Here is a 20180-nt window from a genome sequence, read left to right as displayed (position 1 = left end):
CGAGCAGATTACGAAGCATGTTTTGTATTTCTGCAAACGTTTTCGATGCGGCATAACTCAGGGGTCTTGGGGAGCGAGGGCGTAATAATGAAGAACCTTAGTTCAAGTCAGGATTTATCAGGACAATGGAAGATACAGCATTTTGAAGTTGGGGAGAAGCGGGCAATGGATGTGGCAGCTGCTGCACTGGATGATCGCTTCTGGATTGGGGCTGAAGTACCCGGAGATGTACACGCTGCACTGGTTGAGCGTAGTATCATTGATCCACCCTATTACGGACATAATGATGTCAAAAGTCGCTGGATTGAGCAAAAGGAATGGTGGTACCGTACAACCTTCAATCTCGTGAGAGATGCAGAGACGGAGGAGCACTTTGAACTGGTGTTTGAAGGGTTGGATACGTTTGCAACGGTCTACGTCAACGGCCATGAAGTTGGAAAAACGGCCAATATGCTCATGTCACATACGTTTAATGTCACATCTCTGGTGCGTAACGGCTGGAATGCGATTGCTGTCAAGTTCGACCCGCTTCACCTGCATCACCGGGACAAAGAGACCTTCGACTGGTCCTCGTATACGAAGGAACGGCCATGGTTGCGCAAGGCGGCGATGAACTTTGGCTGGGATTGGGGTCCACGCATGGTTACGGTAGGCATCTGGGGTGCAGTGCGGCTGGAAAAACGAACCATTGCCAAGCTAGAAAGTGTGTATGCTCGAACGGAATCAGTCAGTACAGAGCTGGCTGCATTGCATGTCACGGCGGATGTGAAGTCCGTCTTGTCTTTCCGTAACAGGCAGAAACGGGAGCAAGCTGTGGTTATGTCCTGTCATGTTCGTCTGCTGGATCGCAGCGGAAACGAGGTAGCAGATGCCACTGAACTGCCTGTAGAAGGTGGTAAGGCAGATATCAGATTGAACGTTACGTCACCTCAGTTATGGTGGACTCATGATCTGGGTGACCCTTATCTGTATACACTGGAGGTTACATTGTACGCAGATGGCGTTGAGGTGGATCGTTATAGCGAGCCTTATGGGATACGAACGATTGAACTGGCTCTTCACAATGAACGGGGGGAAGATGCATTTGCTTTTATCCTGAATGGAGTCAAGATCTACGCGAAGGGAGCCAACTGGATTCCGGCTGATCATCTGATCGGCGCCATCCCGAACTCCCGATATCGTGAGCTTGTCGAGCTGTCGGTGGAAGGGCATATGAACATGCTGCGCGTCTGGGCCGGTGGTATATATGAGAAGGATGTCTTCTACGATGAGTGTGATCGGCAAGGGGTGTTGGTGTGGCAGGATTTTGCTTTTGCGAATGCGCTCTTCCCGGATTTCAATCGTGATTTCATGGACAACGTACGGCAAGAGGTAGAAAACAATGTACTGCGCCTACGCAATCGTGCCTCGCTTGCTCTCTGGTGTGGGAATAATGAAATAGATTGGCTCTATGATATGAAGTCGGCAAGTGGAGATATTACCAGTCCGTTCTACGGCGAACTGATCTATCATGAGCTGATCCCTGAAGTGCTGGAGCGCTTGGATCTGTCTCGTCCGTACTGGCCTTCTTCGCCGTTCGGGGACAGCAATGGTCAGGATGCGAATGACCCGGATGTGGGGGATCGCCACAACTGGCAGGTATGGCACGGCTCTGTCTATCCAAGGAAACACGGAGAGCCACCGCTGCTGGACTACAGTATTGAAGGTGTAACGTTCAAAAATTATAAAAAGGATCATGCGCTGTTCAGCAGTGAATTCGGTATGCACGCCTCGGCCAATCGCTACACGCTGGAGAAAAATATGCCCGCAGGTCAGTTTTACTGGGGCAGTCCGGAGATGGCCTACCGTAACAAGGATACCAATCATCAAAAAGGTATTCTGCTAATGGAGGGTTATACAGGCATTCCGCAAGATATAGAAGAGTATATGAACTACTCCATGCTCACTCAAGCAGAAGGGCTGCGATATGGAATTGAACATTTCCGGCGCATCAATCACCGTAACAGCGGAGCGCTTGTGTGGCAATTGAACGATAGTTGGCCAGGAACAAGCTGGTCCATGATTGACTATGAGCTGCTGCCGAAGGCATCCTTTTATTACGGGAAAATATTCTTTCATCCTGTCCTGTTGTCACTAGAGCATGAACCGGGTGAGCCACTTGCGTTGTGGGTCGTGAATGATACGCAGGACGTCTTGAAAGGCGAGCTTCGACTCAATGTCTATGCATTGCATGGAGAGAAGATCTATTCCAGCACACATGCTGTTGAAGTAATACCCCAATCCTCGCTGTGTATTGCCGAATTAAATGAAGTAGAGGTGCTACAGGGTAGACGAGCGGAGGAAGTCATGGTTGAGTTGGTATCCGAAGGGTTTGCGGCACCGAGCAACCGATACTTCTTGCGTGATCCGAAGGATGTGACATTGCCGAAGTCTCAATTGAGCGTGCATGTGAACGAAGAGGAGCAGTCTGTAACGGTTACGGCCAGTGGTGCAATTGCACGATTGGTGAAGCTGGAGCTTCCCCTTGGACGTGTCCGATTCAGTGATAATTATTTCGATCTGCTCCCCGGTGAGAGCCGGACGGTAAGACTTCGTCATCCGGAGCAGTCGTCTCTGCCTCTGACGGAACTTCGGGTCAGTGCCATGAACGGCAGAGAAGGGTGAGATAACAGACTTCGATTCTTATTCGAGGTGGTACTCCTGAACAGGGATGCCGCCTTTTTTTGCTTTTGGACTAGGTGAGACAATGTCGCCGGAGCAGACTTTTTCCCCTATTTCATCAACGATAACTTCCAGTCAGGGTTCACATCTTGGGACATTCGGGTTAGAATGATAGAAAGAAATCGTTTTCAAAAGGAGGTGGATTCATGTCATTTGTCTTTTTCCCCGAGGTGATTATATTCACTTTGATGTTGATCCTGCTGATTATTGGTATTGTATATATTGTTCGTAAAAGCAAACAAGTACTGCGCCGCCTAAGTAATCTGGAGAAAGCGATATATGAAAAAGAAGGCATGTCGTCCTATCCGAAGGACGTTGATACTGAACAAGAAGGGGCATCCCGAGAAGACTCATTTGCTCCACGCAAACGAAGATGAATAAGGATACGGGTTACATAAAGAAGATAAATATAAGAAAGCCAAACAGCCGATTCTTCTCCATGAGGAAGTGATCGGCTGTTTTGGGCATTTTGGCAGATACCAGAATTAACTGGGTTTAGAGAAAGGATTCATAGCGCTGCTGGAAAGAGGACTCCATCTCTACTTGCCGTGCAAGTTGCTGCTGTACCTTTGCTCCGCGAATCGTCTGAAGTTCCTGAAGCAGTTCAGTGGATTGGAATTGATCTGCGGCCATCCGAACAAGCAACTCCGAGAGTGCGTCCGCATCTTCCAGCGCCGCATTAAGTCCAAATGCACCAGTTGGTGTCATGGTATGGGCGGCATCACCGATGAGCACAACATTGTCCTGTGCCCATGATTGGCAATAGCTGCTTTCGACAGATAATAGAACAAAATCACTCCAGCTCTGAATATGGGCAGCCACAGAATCAGCCAGACAAGGAAAGGCAGATACAAGTTTATCTACAAAAGGAGCAATCGGTTGCTCGCGCAACTTGGCATATGCCCCCTCAGGGATGTTCCAGCCAATCTGAACATAACCGCCGAATTGTGAGAACAATGCGAGCTGTTGTCCATCCATGCTTGCCATCCGAACAGCCGGTTCCCATCCTGAAGGTGCCGGAATACGTGCCCATAACAGGTCATACCCGTGCTTGCGAATCTCGGGGGTCAAGCCGGAATGTTTGCGTACAGCAGAGTATCTGCCATCTGCACCGACAATAACAGATGCTTCGATGGAAGCAGGAACGCCGTTCTGTCGAATGTTAATACCAACGGTCTGGCCGTTTTTGTCTCGTAGCAAGCCAGTCATGATGGTATTAAACAGCACTTGTTCATTAGAATTGTGCTGACGAGCATGCGATACGATGGCTTCCAGGAGGTGATCTTGAGGTACATGAATACCAACATGAGATTCTCCATTGCCTGGCGAAACGGTGTGAATAATCTGCCCATTTTCCCAATATTGAATCTGTTCCAAGAGCAGGGCTCCCAGTTCCTGAATGAGCGAATAAAGGCCATGTTTATTCAAAATCGCTTCGCCGTCCACATTGAGCAGCTCTCCGCGAAACGACTTGTGCAGGTGGGGTTGCCGCTCGATGAGAATCGTGGAGATTCCTTTTTGATTCAGTAGATAAGAAAGCAAAGCACCGCCAGGACCTGCACCGACGATGCAAACATCTGTTTTAAGTTGAGATTGTATATTCTGATCCATGTGCATAAGTCCCTTGCAATATAATGATGACGCTTCATTTACTTTATAACAACAAATTTATTAAAATCATTAAGTAACTAAAAGTAACTTAAAGATATAGATTATTATAATCAAACCCATCGCAAGAAAGCAATAGATGTATGCCATAATAAAACACAGGTCTTTCCGTCAAATAAAGGGTGTCCAATACAAGCGTATATTTCACAAACAAAATAGTGTAAATATGTTACAATAAAAGGCAGGTTATGATGAAAGGCAGGAGGAACGTTTATGAGCCCGGATACGGAGCGAAACTCTCAATTGGCAAATGTAGATCAATTGTTGGAGGCCTTCTTCAGATATAAAAATAAGGTATTGGATCAGCAGCAGAAGACCGAAACCAACTGCAAACTGAATCCGACAAAAAGTCATATATTGAGCATGATTTTACGCGAAAAACGCTGCATGGCGGTTGATGTGGCCAGACAACTCAGTTTGTCTTCCGGTGCAACCACCATTGTACTGAATCAACTGGAAACAGAAGGGTTGATCCAGCGTGTGCGCAGTGAAGAAGATCGAAGAATTGTGTGGCTGTCCTTAACAGATGAGGGAACACAGCTTGCCAAGACACTTAATGCGAATCGCGGCCGAATGACGTGGGAATTGTTGCAAGCACTTTCCGAGGAAGAGCAACAGCAGATGTTCGGTATGCTGAAGAAAATTGAGTTGAAACTGTTGGAGAACATGAAGTCATTTGAGCAGATTCATCGGTAGTCAATATATGACTTGATCACTTAAAGACGTCAGTCCTCATGAGTTCGTCCCTAGTTGCGGGGGGATGAACCTTGAAGACTGGCGTTTTTGAGTTGGTTTACATATGAAAGCGAACCACATGATCGGTCATACCTTCCTGGATCAAGATCTCCTTTTGCTTGCTGCCCATTAGGTCGAAGTGGGGAAATGGCTGCCGCCGATGAATGTATCGCGGGTCCAGTCCATGATCGTTACACCAGCGGTCCAGACGCTCCAGATCTGCGCAGCCGACTTTGGTGACGCTGGTGATACCGGGAAATCGATTGTCGATCCAGAAATGAGTGAGGTAGGCAATCTCACCACGAGCTACTTGTTCCTTCCACGCAGCAAGCTCCTGTCGTTTAATTCCAAATGCCATAGATGCAAGTTCCTTTCCAACCGGGTATTGTCCTAAGCATATTGTAACATCTTATATACAGAATCCATCAGAAATCTTCAATCTATATAAGTTGAACTAAAGATTATTTACACTGACACTACGATGACAGAATAACCTTCCAATCGCTGTTATCCCCAGATTTTTTGATTCCCTTTTCCAAAGGGGAAAATCCGGGGATAGCGTATGCTTCCGATGCAGCTTTCTTTCAGAAAGCTTTTAGGCGAACGCTTCGCTTTTTCAGGTTTTTTCTGTCCTCTCCGTTAACGTGTAAATGAATAGTTCCAACTTATATAGACTGGTCTGAGACCAGTTGAATGGGTATATGAATATGACAACATTTTTATAACAAAGTCTGGATTATGTTAAAATAAACCTATACAACAAAGGTTTCACCACTTCTATAGCGGAAAGGGATGTCATCATGGAGATATTTATTGCCGTACTTGTGTTACTGGTCCTGATCGGTTTATCCAATATTTTAAACCGGTTTGTACCCTTTATTCCCATTCCGCTTATTCAAATCGTGCTTGGTGTAGCCATAGCTTTGCTTCCCGCAGGTGTTCACCTGCCCTTGAACCCGGAATTGTTTTTTGTACTCTTCATCGCACCTTTGTTATACAACGATGGTAAGCGAACACCAAGGAATGAATTATGGAATCTGCGTGCACCGATACTTTTGCTTGCACTAGGACTTGTATTCGTGACAGTAGTCGTGGCGGGGTATGCCATTCATTGGTTGATTCCTTCGATCCCGTTACCTGCTGCTTTTGCTCTTTCAGCCATATTGTCCCCGACAGATGCAGTGGCCGTTGGCGCCATGGCAGGCCGGGTACATCTTCCGAAAGGTATACATAGGATTCTTGAGGGTGAAGCATTGATGAATGATGCATCCGGCCTGGTGGCCTTCAAATTCGCCATTGCAGCCACGGTTACAGGTGTATTTTCCCTGGCGCAGGCAACCTTCAGTTTTATTCTGATTGCAATTGGCGGACTTCTCGTCGGTGCATTGTTATCGTTTCTGTTAATCAGGCTTGGGGTGTGGATTCGTAGACTGGGCATGGAAGATGTGACGATTCATATGCTACTGCAAATCCTGACTCCATTTATCATCTATCTGGTGAGTGAAGAGATTGGGGTGTCGGGCATTTTGGCGGTCGTTGCAGGTGGGATCATTCACGCCATTGAGCGTGACCGCGCTGAATCGGTTCAGTTGAAAATGCAGGTGGTATCTGCGAGCACATGGTCAGTCATTATATTTATACTAAATGGTCTGGTGTTCGTGATTCTGGGTGTACAGGTCCCGGATGTACTGAGTACCATTTTTGAAAATGCTTCGTTTAATAACTTGCAAGTCTTGAGGTATGTGGGGCTAATCTCCGTGCTTCTGCTGATTCTGCGCTTTCTGTGGGTCTATCTGTTTTGGCAGGGCAATGAATTGCTGCGGACCAAATCTTCCATTGGAAGGCCTAGATTTAAGGATATTACGATCATTTCCCTCTCTGGGGTGCGGGGGGCTGTGACATTGGCGGGTGCCTTCTCCATTCCTTACGTGCTTCAGGATGGATCACCATTCCCTGAACGGGATCTGATTATTTTCCTGGCGGCAGGGGTTATCCTCTTCTCCCTGATTTCGGCGAGCGTGTTTCTTCCCGTTCTGGCCAAGGATGATGGTAAATCCACAGAAGAAACACCGCAGAAGTCAGAACGGAAAGCACATGACATTATGCTGAACGCGGCAATACGAGCCGTCAAATCCGAAATGAACGATGAGAACAGAGCCGCAGCACTCGCGGTCGTCTCAGATCTGTCCAAATACATCAGGCAGGCCGCAGGTCAGCTTACCGCAGGTAAACGCAAAGACATTCAAAAACAAGAAACGGCCATCAATCTGATTGCCACCCGTGCGGAGCGTAAAGAAATTGAAGCGATGCTGGACGAAAATGCAATTGCTTCCGATGCTGCATTCAAATGTGACAGCTGGCTCGATCGCAAGGAAATGATGCTGGCGAATCGCACAAACACTCAGTTCATGACTTCGATCAGCGAGATCGGGCGTGTGTTAGGACATCTCTTCACCAATCGTTCCCCGAAGCCGAGTCAACCCTTCATGCTTGAAAATGCAGAACTGTTCCGTCAGGTGAAGCTGCGCACCTCAGAAGCAGCAATTAAGGCCATTCGTTCCCATATGAATGATGGTAATCGAGTCGTTACACTGTCGGTCATTGCCAAGTATGAGCGAGTTATTGCCAAATTGCGCACCTGGAACCAGGGTAAAACGGAAGATCCGTTTAATCAGGAAAAACTGGAGTTGCAGATGGTGGCCATTCAGGAACAGCGCAATACGGTTCAGCAACTGTATGAAAACGGCGAAATCACCCGTGATGTGGCTGCCAAGCTGCGCCGGTTTATCAACGACGTGGAAGCGACCGCGTTGAAAAATACCTAATGTGGCAAGAAAGACGTCACGACCCAATTGTACTTATTCGATCAGTGAAGATCGTCATGGATGATTCACCTGCTTTCCTGAAAACAGCTGTAGATAAGGCGTTGAACCGCCTGCAACCGTTCATTCAAAATTCTGGATAAAGTGGAGCAGTTGCGCAGTATCGCACAATCCAAGGATGTTGAGGCCGCTCATCTGGTTCTGGCCTGGTACCTGACTCAGCCTTCCATTGATGCATTGACATTGAATGTAGAGCTAACCGTTGAGGAAATTGCCGTTGTGGACCAGATCTTTCGTTAATTAGTTCGGGTGAATCGGGAAATGCTAACAGGGAGTTTACATATGAAGACAAAGTGAGGACACAACATGAACCTGAAGGCAGCCCGATTGATCGGATTGTTCACGCTAATTATCTTGCTGGGTAGCAGTTCTGCCTATGCGAAGCCTGTTCAGAAGAACCGTCAGTATTATGAGGAACGAGGAGAGATCGTGTGGGAGGTTCCCACACAGGATAAACTCATCGCCCTGACCTTTGATGATGGACCGGATCCGATTCAGACCCCGCAGATTTTGGCGTTGCTTCAGCAATATCAAGCCAAAGGAACCTTTTTTGTACTTGGCAAATGGGCAGAGAAATTTCCTGAACTGATTAGGCAGGAACAGCTCGAAGGGCATGAAATTGCCAATCATACGTATGCTCATACGTATGCAGTTCGATCAACAGCTGCGGACAAGTACATGAAAGATATGAACGCAGCGGAAAGTTCCATTATTGAAGCTGGGGCGGAGCGTCCCTTGTTGTTCAGACCACCAGGCGGCTATTACAATGACATGGTCATTCAGGCTGCCAAACAAAAAGGGTATACCATTGTACTCTGGTCCTGGCATCAGGATACACGAGACTGGGCTTCTCCAGGTGTATTGGCCATCGTTAACAAGGTGCTGAACAACGTACGTAATGGGGATATTGTACTTTTTCACGATAAGGTAGAAGGCAAGTCCCATACGGTAGCAGCACTCAAAACGATCCTGCCGAAGCTGCAAAAGCAGGGATATCGGTTCGTAACAGTGTCCGAGCTGCTTGCTGTAAAGGCGCGCGAAGCTACGAAGGACGGAACTACGCCTTCGTCTATTTTGAAGCACGTACAGCCCTAAAACATGGCAATCCAATTAAAAGCCGCAGGTCTCAGTATGAAGAGACCTGCGGTTCTTTATCCTGGTCTTATATAAAACATGGAACCAGAAAGTATGAGGTTGTTGCCCGTATCCCTTTTGTTTTGAAACCAAAACGTCTACAATAGATGGAGCTTTGAGCTTTGTGATTAAGGGTTAAATCGTATACATGGTATGAATTTCGACATAGAGGAGAGTGAACATAATGAATGGACAACAACGTGTAAATATTAAGCCAGGTCTGGAAGTGGACATTGTGCTGAAGCAGGATCAGGCTATAGGTAAGCTGACACGTGGCATTGTGAAGGATCTATTAACCAAATCACCTACACATCCACATGGAATCAAAGTAAGACTGACGAGCGGCCAAGTAGGACGTGTGAAACAGGTCATTACAGGAGGCTCGAACTAACTGTGGTCCAAGGCGGAGAGATGAGTACTACCGCAGAGGTTATAGAACATCTGGCTACGGGTAATGAACGTCAGCGGGATGCATACCGCGTGTTACAGAGCAGTGGACTGATCGATATATTAGCTGACTACCACCCATATCCGGCGGGAACGGTACCCATTGATATTGATATTCCGGGCAGCGATCTGGATCTGCTGTGTTATGCAGAGGATCTGGATGCTTTTGAAGCCGAGATACACAATCGGATCGGAGCCGTTGCTGAGTTTCAATGTGTTCATGGTGGGGATCTTCCAGACCAACGTCCTTATGTGACTTGTAATCTGCAGGTGGGACATTGGCCTGTGGAGATTTTTGCCCAATCCGTGCCGATCAATAGGCAGAATGCATACCTACATATGCTCGTGGAGTGGAGATTGTTACAACTGTGGGGAGACGCTGGACACCGTGAGATTCGCAGACTGAAACGGGCCGGGTGGAAGACGGAGCCTGCCTTCGCTTCTGTACTTGGGCTACAGGGAGATCCATATGTGGACATGCTGCAATTAGCAGAGATGAAGCGTGAAGATCTCTGGAACTGGGCACGTTCACGCACGTCTTTATAAAATGTCTATTTGAGATGAACTAATCATTTACACGATAACGGAGAGGACAGAAAAAACCTGAAAAAGCGAAGCGGTCGCCTAAAAGCTTTCTGAAAGAAAGCTGCATCGGAAGCATACGCTATTACCGGATTTTCCCTTGAGAAAGGGAATCGAAAAATCTGGGAATAACAGCGATTGGAAGGTTCTTCTGTCATCGTAGTGTCAGTGTAACTAATCTTTTGTCAGATCAAAAAAATGGCTACAATCGTCGTTACCGCGAGTCCCAGCAGTACAGGCTTCAGGTTGCGTCTTGCCAGTTCAAAAGGACTGACTCCGCAGATCGCAGCAGCAGGAATCAATGCCCATGGAATCAAGGTTCCGCCACCTACCCATATGGCTGCAACCTGACCGAGTGCTGTCAGCACAGGAGCTGAATCTGCCGCACCTGCGAACATGGACGCAATCGAGCCAACCAGGGAAATCCCCGAGAATCCTGAACCATCCATCCCCGTGACCGCTCCGGTCACCGTCATCGTAATGGCTCCCACAGTATCATTCAGTGGCACCAGTCCAGCAAGTGCAACCCCGAGATCATTCACAATCCCGTGTGAACCTTCAGGAAGAGGATTGTGGAACAACTCCGTAATCGCAGCATCCCCCAGATAAAAGAACGCGGCTATCGGAATAACCGGGCCGAATACTTTGAAACCGAACTGAAATCCTTCTATTAAATAGTTGGTCGTTTCCTCCGGTCCGGCGTGACGGTGGGCGGCAAGGGTAACAGCGATCAGTATAACCACAGCGGTCCCGCCAATCAGAGCCGTTGCGTCACCACCTTGCAGTTTCAATACAAACATCAGAATCACATCAACTGCAAATAACAAAGGGATAAGCAGAGCGAATGCTTTTTGCAGACGTGGTGACATGGCTTGACGTTGAATAGGCAGATTGGTGGGTGGAGAGGTAGACACAGCCTCTGATGAGGATGAAGGTTCCGTGCCCACTGTGCCTGATTTCATCTCTTTGCGCAGCATCCAGAAGGCTGTAAGTGTAGATACCGTTCCCATGACAATGACCAGAGGAATGCTGGCCGCCATGACGGAAGTAACGGGTATACCAGCCGCATCAGCCGTAAGTTTGGGAGCCCCCTGAATGATATAATCTCCCGACAGTGCAATTCCATGTCCGAACAGGTTCATGGCAATGGCAGCCCCAATTGGAGGGAGCCCCACACGCACCGCTACTGGAAGGAGTACAGCACCAACCAGAGCTACAGCCGGAGACGGCCAGAAAAAGAGCGATACAATCATCATAATCAATCCAATTCCCCAATATGCGACCTGAGGAGAACGGATAAACCGGGTGACAGGTGTCACCATAACCTCATTAATGCCCGTTCTGATCAGAACACGGCTCATCGCCACAATTATAGAGATGATGAAGATCGTGCTGAGTAATTCTTTTGTAGCATAGATGAAACTGCTGAAGATTCCAGAGACAGACCCGCTTAAGGTTTCCGTTGCCAGAAGTCCAATGGTCATAATACCCGCGACACAGATGATGGTGGTGTCCCTGCGCCGGATCATTACGACGATGATTAAGATAATAAATGCCAGATAGACATAGTGTAACGCAGTAAGTTGAATATTCATCGAACAGGCCTCCCTACATCCCCGGTGATATACCCGAGGAGTGATATATCGTATGCATGTCAAGATCGGGCGTTCGTGGAGTCCAGGGCTTGCCGCAGCATTTATTTTAGGGAGAGGCTTCTGAACTATAAATGGAGGATTTTTTTTACAACTGGAGAATTTATTACAACAGAAGTATGTAAGTTATCCGAATTTGGAGCGGATGGAAGTCACCAGAAGTGATGGATGCAGGTCACGAGACCGCATAGACAATGGCAAGCAGGGGTGACTACAATAAACTAAACATGCCATCATAAGGAAAAAATTAGAAAAAAAGTACGCTATGTTAAATGAAAAGGGCGGGAATCCTTAATCCATGAATGTGATCCGTTCACTTCGTTTTAAATTTATTGTGGGTCTTACACTGATCATGCTGCCATTATTCATGCTGCTCTATTACAACAACGTTTACGCCATGAAAGTCGTACGTGACAAGGTATCTCTCACCAATATGAATCATCTCGCCAAGAGTGTGGAGCAGAATGAACGTATATTGCAGGAGACAAATCGGTATCTATACAGTCTGGGCGAGCGGGACCCGGATATTATCTCTCTGTTTTTTCTGGAATACGGCAGTGGCGATTATATCATTGCGAAGCAACGCATTATGAATAAATTCATGACAGATATTGGTTTCTATAATCTGATTGATTCCTTTTTTCTATATGATGCTGTGAATGATGATCTGCTGCTCGCCACTTCGGGCAATTATGATGTCAAGAAGTCGGTTGTGCAGGAGAGTATGCCGGTCCAGATGCAGCAATTGGAAGGGGATATCCAAAAGCCCGAATGGAGTATCGTGCGTGGGGGGACGTGGAATGCGCTGGTGAAAACGGTGCGAATCAATCAACAGTTCTATGCGGGTGCGCTTGTTGATATGAATGCACTGAATCACACACAGCAGTTCACAGAATCCGGTGACAGGGCAGGCGCAGTCATTGTTGGAACAGACGGTGGGGCATTATCGGATTCCACATTGAATGCTGCACAGATTCAGCTTGCTGCAGCTCATCTTCCCGGTCTGAAGAATCCGTATCAGGTTATCTCTGAAGTTGTGAACAAGGGAGAAGCACGTCAATATTTGATGTTGGGGATGGCCTCGGCCATGTCTGCGATGAATTATATCGTGCTGCTGCCTGAGGAAGACATGATGCGTAACCTCCCGTTCTTCCAGCAGATCATTCGTCTGCTTCCCATTGGTGCGGCAGTAATTCTCGTTACTGCACTGATCTTTCTGCGTCATCTGTTATTCCGCCCGATGAACTCACTGATCCGAGGCATGAGGAGGGTGAGTCGCGGAGATCTCGATGTGAAGCTGGAGCCGCCCTCTTCCTCGGAACTTGAATTTATGACACGAAGTTTCAACCAGATGACCAGTGAGATCCGGCATCTGAAGATTGATGTGTATGAGGAACAATTGCGGACCCGAGAGGCGGAGTTCAAACAACTGCAGATGCAAATCAATCCTCACTTTTACCTGAATTCACTCAATATAATTCATAGTCTGGCTTCCTTGCAAAAGCATGAGCTGGTGCAGCAGATGGCTGGCCATCTGGCAGATTATTTCAGATTCAGCCTGCGTGCAGGCAAACGTGTTATTCGTCTGGATGAAGAGCTGGAGCACATTCGTCATTACTTAGAGATTCAAAAGCTGAGGTTTCCAAGCCGATTGGATTTTGAACTGGATATCGAACCGGATCTGGGACAGTATGTGATTCCGCCATTAACGATTCAGCCCTTTGTGGAAAATGCCATTATTCACGGATTTCAGCGCCGGACTCAAGCCTTTGTCATTCGGATCGTGGCGTGCCATGGGAAGAAGTTATCGGGTCAAGTCGATGAGAAGGTGCTTCAGCTTATGATTGTGGATAATGGTGTCGGATTTGATGAGGAACTGCTGGAGCGTCTGCAGCAGGGACAATACGCTGAAGACCCGGGTGGACAGCATATCGGGATATGGAACGTAGCTCACCGGCTGTTAGTGAAATATGGTGACCAAGCCAGTTTGCAGTTCAGAAATGAGGCGGATAACGGCGCTGCAGTTATCATTGATTTACCCGCTCAGACCGAAGAGGAAGAAGGGGGAGCCCATGCGGAACCTGTTGATCGTGGATGATGAAGTGTATGCATTACAAGCGATGGTGGAAGGCGTTGACTGGCGCGCAGCTGGCATTGATCAGGTGTTCAGTGCTTGTGATGCTGAGGAAGCAAGAAAGGTCCTGAAGGCAAGTGCTATCGATATCATGATCTGTGATATTGAGATGCCTGGTGAAACAGGGCTTGACCTGCAGAGCTGGGTATTGAAGCATGATCCAGGCATGTTGACCATTTTCCTGACAGGCCATGCTTTGTTTGATTATGCTCAGACCGCAATTAAGCTCAACAGCTTTGATTATGTATTGAAGCCGGCTCCGGCGGATCAATTGATTAAGGTAGTAACCCAAGCGGTAGAGAAGATCAAGGATGGAGAGCAGCGTACCCGTACCAACGAAGTTTATGAGACCGTATACAAACGGTGGAAAACCCACAAACCACTCCTTACAGAACGTTTCTGGAAGGATGCCATCTCTCAACGTATCACGTTAACCAAGCAACGACTGCAGGAGCTTGCAGAATTGTATGGTGCCGAGATTGATCCGCAGGCTCGTGTACTACCTATTGTGATTTCGGTAGAGGAATGGGTGCGAGAATTTGATTTGCGTGACGAAGAGGTATTGGAGTATGCCCTTCGTAATGCAGCGAGAGAAGTGTTGCTGGGCGACAAGCCGGGTGAGGTGTTTCAGGATCATAGTGGATTAAACATTGTGCTTGCTTACGAGCAAGACGGCATCGTACCAAGTGCGAGCGAAGTGGCACAACGTTGTCAGGGGTATATTCGGGAATGTGGCACGTATTTCTATTGTCGTCTGTCCTGTTACGTTGGAGCTCCGGTTCCTGTGACTGAACTACAGGGCATGTTGAATGAACTGATGGACATGGAGCGGCGCAATATTAAGGAGCTTGAAGAAGTCTTTGTCTATGATGAGCAGGGGAGAGATCAGGAAGATCGCTTTTTGCCTATTCCGTGGTTTTCAGAATTATCCATACTGTTTGAGACGGGTAAAGTTGGGGATTTGCGCGAACGTGTGGATGAGATTTTCGAGTTACTCGCTGCTCAGGAGGGGTTGTCTCCTGAAATGCTGCGTCTCTACTATCATGCGATGCTGCATGTGGTCTATCCGTTGCTTCATCAGAAAAATGTGTCCATACGCACCCTGTATCCAGGTGAACGGGAGCCGGAAGAAAGTGTGGTGACAAGGTCGTTGCCGCAGTTGAAGCAGTGGACATCTGATCTGATTGATCGTGTTATCCCGGTGTTGTACCCGGACGATCACAGCCCCATGACCATTGTGGATCAGTTGTGCGTTTATATTGAAACTCATATTGGCGAAGAACTCATGCGAGAGGAACTTGCAGCTTTTGCCGGATTCAATCCAGCCTACCTGTCCCGTTTGTTTCGGAAGGAGAAGGGGATGTCCTTGTCCGAGTTTATCCTGCAAGGCAGAGTAGCCAAAGCGAAGACATTGCTGTCCCAGTCCACCGTCAAGGTGACGGATATCGCTGGCAAAGTGGGGTACTACAATTACTCGCATTTCACCAAAATGTTCAAAAAGTGTACAGGTATTACGCCGCAGGAGTTCCGCAAACAGTCACGTACAGTATAGCTTAGGACGCAGCATGCTGCGTCTTTTATTTTTGTTTTTTTTGTCACTAAAGTCATAATTTGATAAGTCAACAGGTCACCACAGCAGATAGAGGTCTTACTCGCCCCGCCGTATACTTGAACCACAGGAGCCGCAACGGAGCTTCATCCTGAGGAAGAATTCAAGAGGAGTGAGGGAGAACAAGTTATGAAGACACAACCCCAGGCGGGTAAGGGAGTACGGATATCGGAAATATCGGGAGGAACAGTTCCTAAACGCAAGTCTGTGTGGCACAATCTTGGCAAATTCAAGGTGCTGTATCTCATGTTCTTGCCAGGGGTCCTGTTTCTGCTGGTGAATAACTATATGCCGATGTTCGGCGTTCTGATCGCATTCAAAAATGTAAACTATGCTGATGGTATTTGGGGTAGTCCATGGAGTGGATGGGACAATTTTAAATATTTGTTCTCGACCAGTGATGCATGGGAAATTACCCGAAATACACTTGCGTACAACACCGTGTTTATTGCACTCAATCTCTTCGTAGGTGTCGGGCTTGCTATTCTGCTTAATGAAGTGAAGAACAAGGCGATGTCCAAGTTGTATCAATCGCTCATGCTATTGCCGTATTTCCTGTCCATGATTGTGGTCAGTTACCTGGTACTTGCTTTCCTGGGCAAAGATTCAGGCTTCATGAACTCAACCATTCTACAGATGTTCGGCGGTCAGCCGATCGACTGGTATTCCGAGCCGAAATATTGGCCTTATATCTTGCCACTGGTGAATACCTGGAAGAATATAGGATATTATGCAGTCATCTATCTGGCAGCTGTCGTGGGTATCGATGAAGAATATTATGAAGCTGCTGTGCTCGATGGAGCAACCAAATGGCACCAGATACGCTTCATCACGGTTCCTTTTCTCGTTCCGTTGATCGTCATTATGACGTTATTGCAAATAGGCCGTATATTCTATGCAGACTTCAGTCTGTTCTACCAGGTTCCACTGGAATCAGGAGCGCTGTTCCCTGTAACGAATGTACTGGATACCTATGTATATCGAACGTTCCTTATCGGTGGAGATATCGGGATGTCATCCGCAGCGGGTCTATATCAGGCGATTGTCGGATTCGTACTGGTTCTTGTATCCAATACCATCGTTAGGCGTATGGACAAAGATAATGCATTATTTTGAGAGGAGGCAAGTCAGCTGTGAAATCACGTGATCCACTAGCCGTATCGAAGCGTTCCGCATCTGTTATTCATGCGATGTTTCTATTCTACGCCATTGCCTGTATCGTGCCGATCCTGCTTGTCTTCGCCATCTCATTCTCGGACGAGACAACAGTTATTGCGAATGGGTATAAGCTTATTCCAGAGAAGTTCAGCCTAACGGCCTATGAGTTCCTGTTCAGGGATATGGACCAAATCCTTCATTCATACGGTATATCCTTTATCGTTACCGTTGTAGGTACCATTACAAGTGTAGCATTGACTGCACTGTATGCGTATCCGCTCTCACGGAGAGATTTGCCTTATCGTGGGTGGTTCGCCTTTTTCATCTTCTTCACGATGTTGTTCAATGGGGGTCTGGTACCTTGGTACCTGGTCTATGTCAACGTATTGGATCTGAAAAACTCCATACTGGCACTCATCATGCCGCTACTGCTATCCCCATTCTTCGTACTGGTCATGCGTACATTCTTCGCGAACTCCATTCCGGTATCCATTCTGGAATCGGCCCGGATTGATGGTGCAGGAGAGTTGAGAACGTTTACACGTATCGTGCTCCCACTCTCCCTTCCGGTAATGGCAACCGTGGCGTTGTTCAGTACACTGAATTACTGGAATGACTGGTACCTTAGCATGATTTTTATATCGGATAACCGGACGATCAGCCTTCAGTATCTTATGTACCGGACGCTGCTCGATATTCAATATTTAACAACCAACTCTAATGTCTCTTCACAGATTTCGTCACAGGGTGGATTGCTGAATCTGCCGAACAAAACACTGCAAATGGCGATGGCTGTGGTCGGTATTGGTCCAATTGTACTGGCATATCCATTCTTCCAGCGATATTTCATTAAAGGTCTTACGGTTGGCGCTGTGAAGGGATAACTCTGGCCGGTTAGCGGAGTGGGCATGGGAAATGAAGATGGACTGAAAGGGCATATATAGAAGTTGCTATGGGTTTTATTGTGAATTGGGGCAATTGGCTGTACGGTTCAACACATGACAGGAGGGGTTCAATTGGTTAGATCATTAAAGGTATGGTCACGCATGATGGCAACGGTGATGACGCTGAGCCTGGTGCTGGCAGCTTGCTCATCAGACAAAGGTGGAACAGCAACACCTGGAGCAGAAGGCGGAGGAGTAAGTGGGGGTGGGGGTAAACCCTACGAAGTGACGCTATTCTACCCGGGGACACCTCAGAAGGATGTTGCTCTGGTGGAAGCTGAGATTAACAAGAAGATGGAACCGAAGATTGGGGCCACGCTCAAGATCAATGCGATTGACTGGGGACAGTGGGATAACAAGCTGAATCTCATGATCTCTTCGGGTGAAAAATCAGACATTATCTTCACAGCAGCTTGGCAGAACTACACGGTGAATGTAGCCAAAGGCGCATTCTTGCCACTGAATGATCTGCTTGATGCACATGGTCAAGATATCAAGAAAAACCTGGACCCTGCCTTTCTGGAAGGTTCCCAGGTAGACGGCGTGAACTATGGTGTTCCTACGAATAAGGAACTCGCTGCCACACGTGGCGTGCTGGTACGCAAAGATCTGGCCGACAAGTATAACCTGGACCTGACAGCAGTTAAGACATGGGCTGATCTGGAGCCTCTGCTCAAAACCATTAAGGAAAACGAGCCGGCCATCACACCGTTCTATATGTCCAATACCAATGGTAACGGTCTGTTGGAGAATCTGGATTGGGATTATCTCGGTGATGCTTCCGTACCTGGAGTAATCTCCAAAACAGCAGGCGGAACAACGGTTCTGAACGAAGTGGAGACCCCTGAATTCAAGGAAGCGGCTGAACTCGCTCGCAAGTGGTATCAAGCGGGATATATCAACAGTGATGCTGCTACATCCAATGTGTTCCCGAAAGACCAGGCGAAGGCTGGAAAAGCGTTTCTCTGGACGGATGGCATGAAGCCAGGTAAGGATAAAGAAGAAGAAGGGTATGTGGGTTTCCCACTGACTCAGATTGAGATGACACAGCCGACAATTACGACGGGTGATGCATCTGGAGCGATGCTCGCGATCTCCCGTTCTTCGGAGCAACCGGAGAAAGCGATGCAGGTCATTAACCTGCTGCATTCCGACAAGGAAATTAACAACCTGTTGAACTTCGGAATTGAAGGTACACATTATGTGAAAAAAGACGGACAGGATAATATCATTGCTCTCCCTGAAGGCGTTGATGCCAACAGTCGTACCTACAATCCAGGTGCACAATGGCAGCTGGGTAACCAGTTCTTGAACTTCCTCTGGGATAATGAAGATCCGCAGAAATGGGAAAAGTTCAAAGAGTTTAACGCCAAAGGTGTGAAGTCACCAGCATTGGGCTTTACGTTCAATAGCCAATCTGTCAAAAATGAAATTGCTGCGGTCAACAACGTGAACAAACAGTTCAAGCCGGGTATGACATCGGGCGCCGTTGATCCGAATGAGATGATCCCGAAATATCTGGAGAAACTGAAAGCAGCGGGCATTGATAAAATTATTGCTGCCAAACAGGAACAGCTCGATGCATTCCTGTCTGAGAAATAATTAAAACATGGAGGACGTTTTCGGTAAACAACCGAAGGCGTTCTTTTTTTTGTTCTATTCTGATATGGGTTGTTAATCATAATTAGGAAAAATATGATATAATCAGGTGGTTGATTGGGGGTGTTCGTGTGTCGAGAACCAGACTTGTGTTCTCCGTGGCTTTATTGCTTTTTGCTATCATCTTTACATTTAACCACCATCTTGGTTTTTCTGTTGGAGATACAATACTGTCAGCAATAGGTATATCACCGTATACTACATCTTATTTAAGTGGTGTACATATCACAATTTTTCTGGGAATGGGGTTCTTCGCCTGTGGCTTCTATCTTACACGCAAAGAAATTGTAAAATGGTCCCCCGGTCTTGGGAAAGGGTTATGGGTCGTAGTTCTGGCTATCGTTCTTAGTTATTCGTCCATGACGGATAAATTCATGTATGTAGCCAAGTGGGGAGCAAGCGGCATTGACGGCATATCCTATGTTCAAAACAAAAGTTCTTGTACATTTAACGTTCTTATGACGGGCGAGACCCGAGCAACCTGCGATCTGACACTCAAAAATTACGGCAGAGAGTCCGTAGCAGCCGTGTTATTGCCTGATCTCGGCCGCAGTTACAAGCTTAAGGACGACCCATTACTTGAGGCTTTGAAGTCTGTCCAACTAAGGCCAGTACACATTGAGCTTGAACGCCACGGAACGTTTGTGGGCACGTTGGAGTTTTACGGGAAAGCGGAATCTCCTCTGCACGTCAGTGGAAAACTTATTGATATTGTGCTTGATGTAGGCGTGGACGGAGCAAATACGGTGTTTGATTACGATATCCATAGTTGATATTTGAATTGAAGATACAGAATGATTACATAAACAGAAGTAGATTAAGATTTGATATCAATAGAAAGACAAAAACATATAC

Annotated in this window: 17 protein-coding genes; 14 read left to right on the top strand and 3 right to left on the bottom strand. The window is 47.2% G+C overall.

Going from position 1 to position 20180, the window contains the following annotated elements:
- Window positions 1–87: 87 nt before the first annotated feature.
- Together AC4G47_RS20075 and AC4G47_RS20070 are read left to right on the top strand one after the other, a co-directional pair.
- Complete coding sequence (locus AC4G47_RS20075) at window positions 88–2664, top strand: beta-mannosidase (RefSeq protein WP_491102334.1); 2577 nt, start codon at window positions 88–90, stop codon at window positions 2662–2664.
- Between the two features lie 203 nt (window positions 2665–2867).
- Window positions 2868–3098, top strand: a complete 231-nt coding sequence (locus AC4G47_RS20070; protein WP_458126273.1) for a hypothetical protein — start codon at window positions 2868–2870, stop codon at window positions 3096–3098.
- Window positions 3099–3216: 118 nt separating this feature from the next.
- On the opposite strand, the gene AC4G47_RS20065 is transcribed toward AC4G47_RS20070, so the two are convergent.
- The gene (locus AC4G47_RS20065; protein ID WP_491102333.1) at window positions 3217–4332 is read right to left on the bottom strand and encodes an FAD-dependent monooxygenase; all 1116 of its coding nucleotides are present in this window, start codon (window positions 4330–4332) and stop codon (window positions 3217–3219) included.
- 270 nt (window positions 4333–4602) lie between these two features.
- Here AC4G47_RS20065 and AC4G47_RS20060 point away from each other — a divergent pair, with 270 nt between their 5' ends.
- Window positions 4603–5085 (top strand): MarR family winged helix-turn-helix transcriptional regulator, encoded by a 483-nt coding sequence (locus AC4G47_RS20060; RefSeq protein ID WP_458126275.1) that lies wholly within the window; start codon window positions 4603–4605, stop codon window positions 5083–5085.
- 97 nt (window positions 5086–5182) lie between these two features.
- On the opposite strand, the gene AC4G47_RS20055 is transcribed toward AC4G47_RS20060, so the two are convergent.
- On the bottom strand, window positions 5183–5482 hold the full coding sequence (locus AC4G47_RS20055) for a hypothetical protein (protein ID WP_458126276.1): 300 nt from the start codon (window positions 5480–5482) through the stop codon (window positions 5183–5185).
- Window positions 5483–5924: 442 nt separating this feature from the next.
- Between AC4G47_RS20055 and AC4G47_RS20050 the strand changes: the two genes are divergently transcribed.
- The 5 genes from AC4G47_RS20050 (at window position 5925) to AC4G47_RS20030 (ending at window position 10133) form a co-directional block, all read left to right on the top strand.
- Window positions 5925–7949 (top strand): Na+/H+ antiporter, encoded by a 2025-nt coding sequence (locus AC4G47_RS20050; protein ID WP_491102332.1) that lies wholly within the window; start codon window positions 5925–5927, stop codon window positions 7947–7949.
- A gap of 150 nt (window positions 7950–8099) precedes the next feature.
- On the top strand, window positions 8100–8246 hold the full coding sequence (locus AC4G47_RS20045) for a hypothetical protein (protein WP_491102331.1): 147 nt from the start codon (window positions 8100–8102) through the stop codon (window positions 8244–8246).
- 66 nt (window positions 8247–8312) lie between these two features.
- Window positions 8313–9101 (top strand): polysaccharide deacetylase family protein, encoded by a 789-nt coding sequence (locus AC4G47_RS20040; protein ID WP_491102330.1) that lies wholly within the window; start codon window positions 8313–8315, stop codon window positions 9099–9101.
- Window positions 9102–9324: 223 nt separating this feature from the next.
- Window positions 9325–9531 (top strand): YwbE family protein, encoded by a 207-nt coding sequence (locus tag AC4G47_RS20035; protein ID WP_491102329.1) that lies wholly within the window; start codon window positions 9325–9327, stop codon window positions 9529–9531.
- Between the two features lie 20 nt (window positions 9532–9551).
- Entirely contained in the window at window positions 9552–10133 is a 582-nt protein-coding gene (locus AC4G47_RS20030; RefSeq protein ID WP_491102328.1) for a DUF4269 domain-containing protein, read from the top strand.
- Window positions 10134–10354: 221 nt separating this feature from the next.
- On the opposite strand, the gene AC4G47_RS20025 is transcribed toward AC4G47_RS20030, so the two are convergent.
- A complete protein-coding gene (locus AC4G47_RS20025) occupies window positions 10355–11764 on the bottom strand; it encodes a hypothetical protein (RefSeq protein ID WP_491102327.1) in 1410 nt (469 codons plus the stop codon).
- Window positions 11765–12119: 355 nt separating this feature from the next.
- On the opposite strand from AC4G47_RS20025, the gene AC4G47_RS20020 reads away from it, so the two are divergent.
- The 6 genes from AC4G47_RS20020 (at window position 12120) to AC4G47_RS19995 (ending at window position 20098) form a co-directional block, all read left to right on the top strand.
- The gene (locus tag AC4G47_RS20020; RefSeq protein ID WP_458126281.1) at window positions 12120–13919 is read left to right on the top strand and encodes a sensor histidine kinase; all 1800 of its coding nucleotides are present in this window, start codon (window positions 12120–12122) and stop codon (window positions 13917–13919) included.
- On the top strand, window positions 13894–15507 hold the full coding sequence (locus AC4G47_RS20015; protein WP_491102326.1) for a response regulator transcription factor: 1614 nt from the start codon (window positions 13894–13896) through the stop codon (window positions 15505–15507). Before AC4G47_RS20020 ends, AC4G47_RS20015 begins: the two co-directional genes overlap by 26 nt.
- Window positions 15508–15693: 186 nt before the next feature.
- Window positions 15694–16680: an ABC transporter permease gene (locus tag AC4G47_RS20010; RefSeq protein ID WP_145319186.1), complete on the top strand. Its 987-nt coding sequence runs from the start codon at window positions 15694–15696 to the stop codon at window positions 16678–16680.
- Between the two features lie 17 nt (window positions 16681–16697).
- Window positions 16698–17606, top strand: a complete 909-nt coding sequence (locus AC4G47_RS20005) for a carbohydrate ABC transporter permease (protein ID WP_076330510.1) — start codon at window positions 16698–16700, stop codon at window positions 17604–17606.
- A gap of 132 nt (window positions 17607–17738) precedes the next feature.
- Window positions 17739–19268, top strand: a complete 1530-nt coding sequence (locus tag AC4G47_RS20000; protein WP_491102325.1) for an ABC transporter substrate-binding protein — start codon at window positions 17739–17741, stop codon at window positions 19266–19268.
- Between the two features lie 128 nt (window positions 19269–19396).
- Window positions 19397–20098, top strand: a complete 702-nt coding sequence (locus AC4G47_RS19995) for a hypothetical protein (RefSeq protein WP_491102324.1) — start codon at window positions 19397–19399, stop codon at window positions 20096–20098.
- The last annotated feature ends 82 nt before the right edge of the window (window positions 20099–20180 follow it).

The sequence above is a fragment of the Paenibacillus sp. Negev47 genome (assembly GCF_058313655.1).
This window is presented reverse-complemented; position numbering and strand designations above follow the sequence as displayed.

Coding starts and splice junctions, on each gene's coding strand:
- AC4G47_RS20025 (WP_491102327.1), bottom strand. CDS start 11,764: ATGAATATTCAACTTACTGCGTTACACTATGTCTATCTGGCATTTATT.
- AC4G47_RS20040 (WP_491102330.1), top strand. CDS start 8,313: ATGAACCTGAAGGCAGCCCGATTGATCGGATTGTTCACGCTAATTATC.
- AC4G47_RS20050 (WP_491102332.1), top strand. CDS start 5,925: ATGGAGATATTTATTGCCGTACTTGTGTTACTGGTCCTGATCGGTTTA.
- AC4G47_RS20030 (WP_491102328.1), top strand. CDS start 9,552: ATGAGTACTACCGCAGAGGTTATAGAACATCTGGCTACGGGTAATGAA.
- AC4G47_RS20075 (WP_491102334.1), top strand. CDS start 88: ATGAAGAACCTTAGTTCAAGTCAGGATTTATCAGGACAATGGAAGATA.
- AC4G47_RS20070 (WP_458126273.1), top strand. CDS start 2,868: ATGTCATTTGTCTTTTTCCCCGAGGTGATTATATTCACTTTGATGTTG.
- AC4G47_RS20060 (WP_458126275.1), top strand. CDS start 4,603: ATGAGCCCGGATACGGAGCGAAACTCTCAATTGGCAAATGTAGATCAA.
- AC4G47_RS20020 (WP_458126281.1), top strand. CDS start 12,120: ATGAATGTGATCCGTTCACTTCGTTTTAAATTTATTGTGGGTCTTACA.
- AC4G47_RS20015 (WP_491102326.1), top strand. CDS start 13,894: ATGCGGAACCTGTTGATCGTGGATGATGAAGTGTATGCATTACAAGCG.
- AC4G47_RS20055 (WP_458126276.1), bottom strand. CDS start 5,482: ATGGCATTTGGAATTAAACGACAGGAGCTTGCTGCGTGGAAGGAACAA.
- AC4G47_RS20065 (WP_491102333.1), bottom strand. CDS start 4,332: ATGGATCAGAATATACAATCTCAACTTAAAACAGATGTTTGCATCGTC.
- AC4G47_RS20010 (WP_145319186.1), top strand. CDS start 15,694: ATGAAGACACAACCCCAGGCGGGTAAGGGAGTACGGATATCGGAAATA.
- AC4G47_RS20035 (WP_491102329.1), top strand. CDS start 9,325: ATGAATGGACAACAACGTGTAAATATTAAGCCAGGTCTGGAAGTGGAC.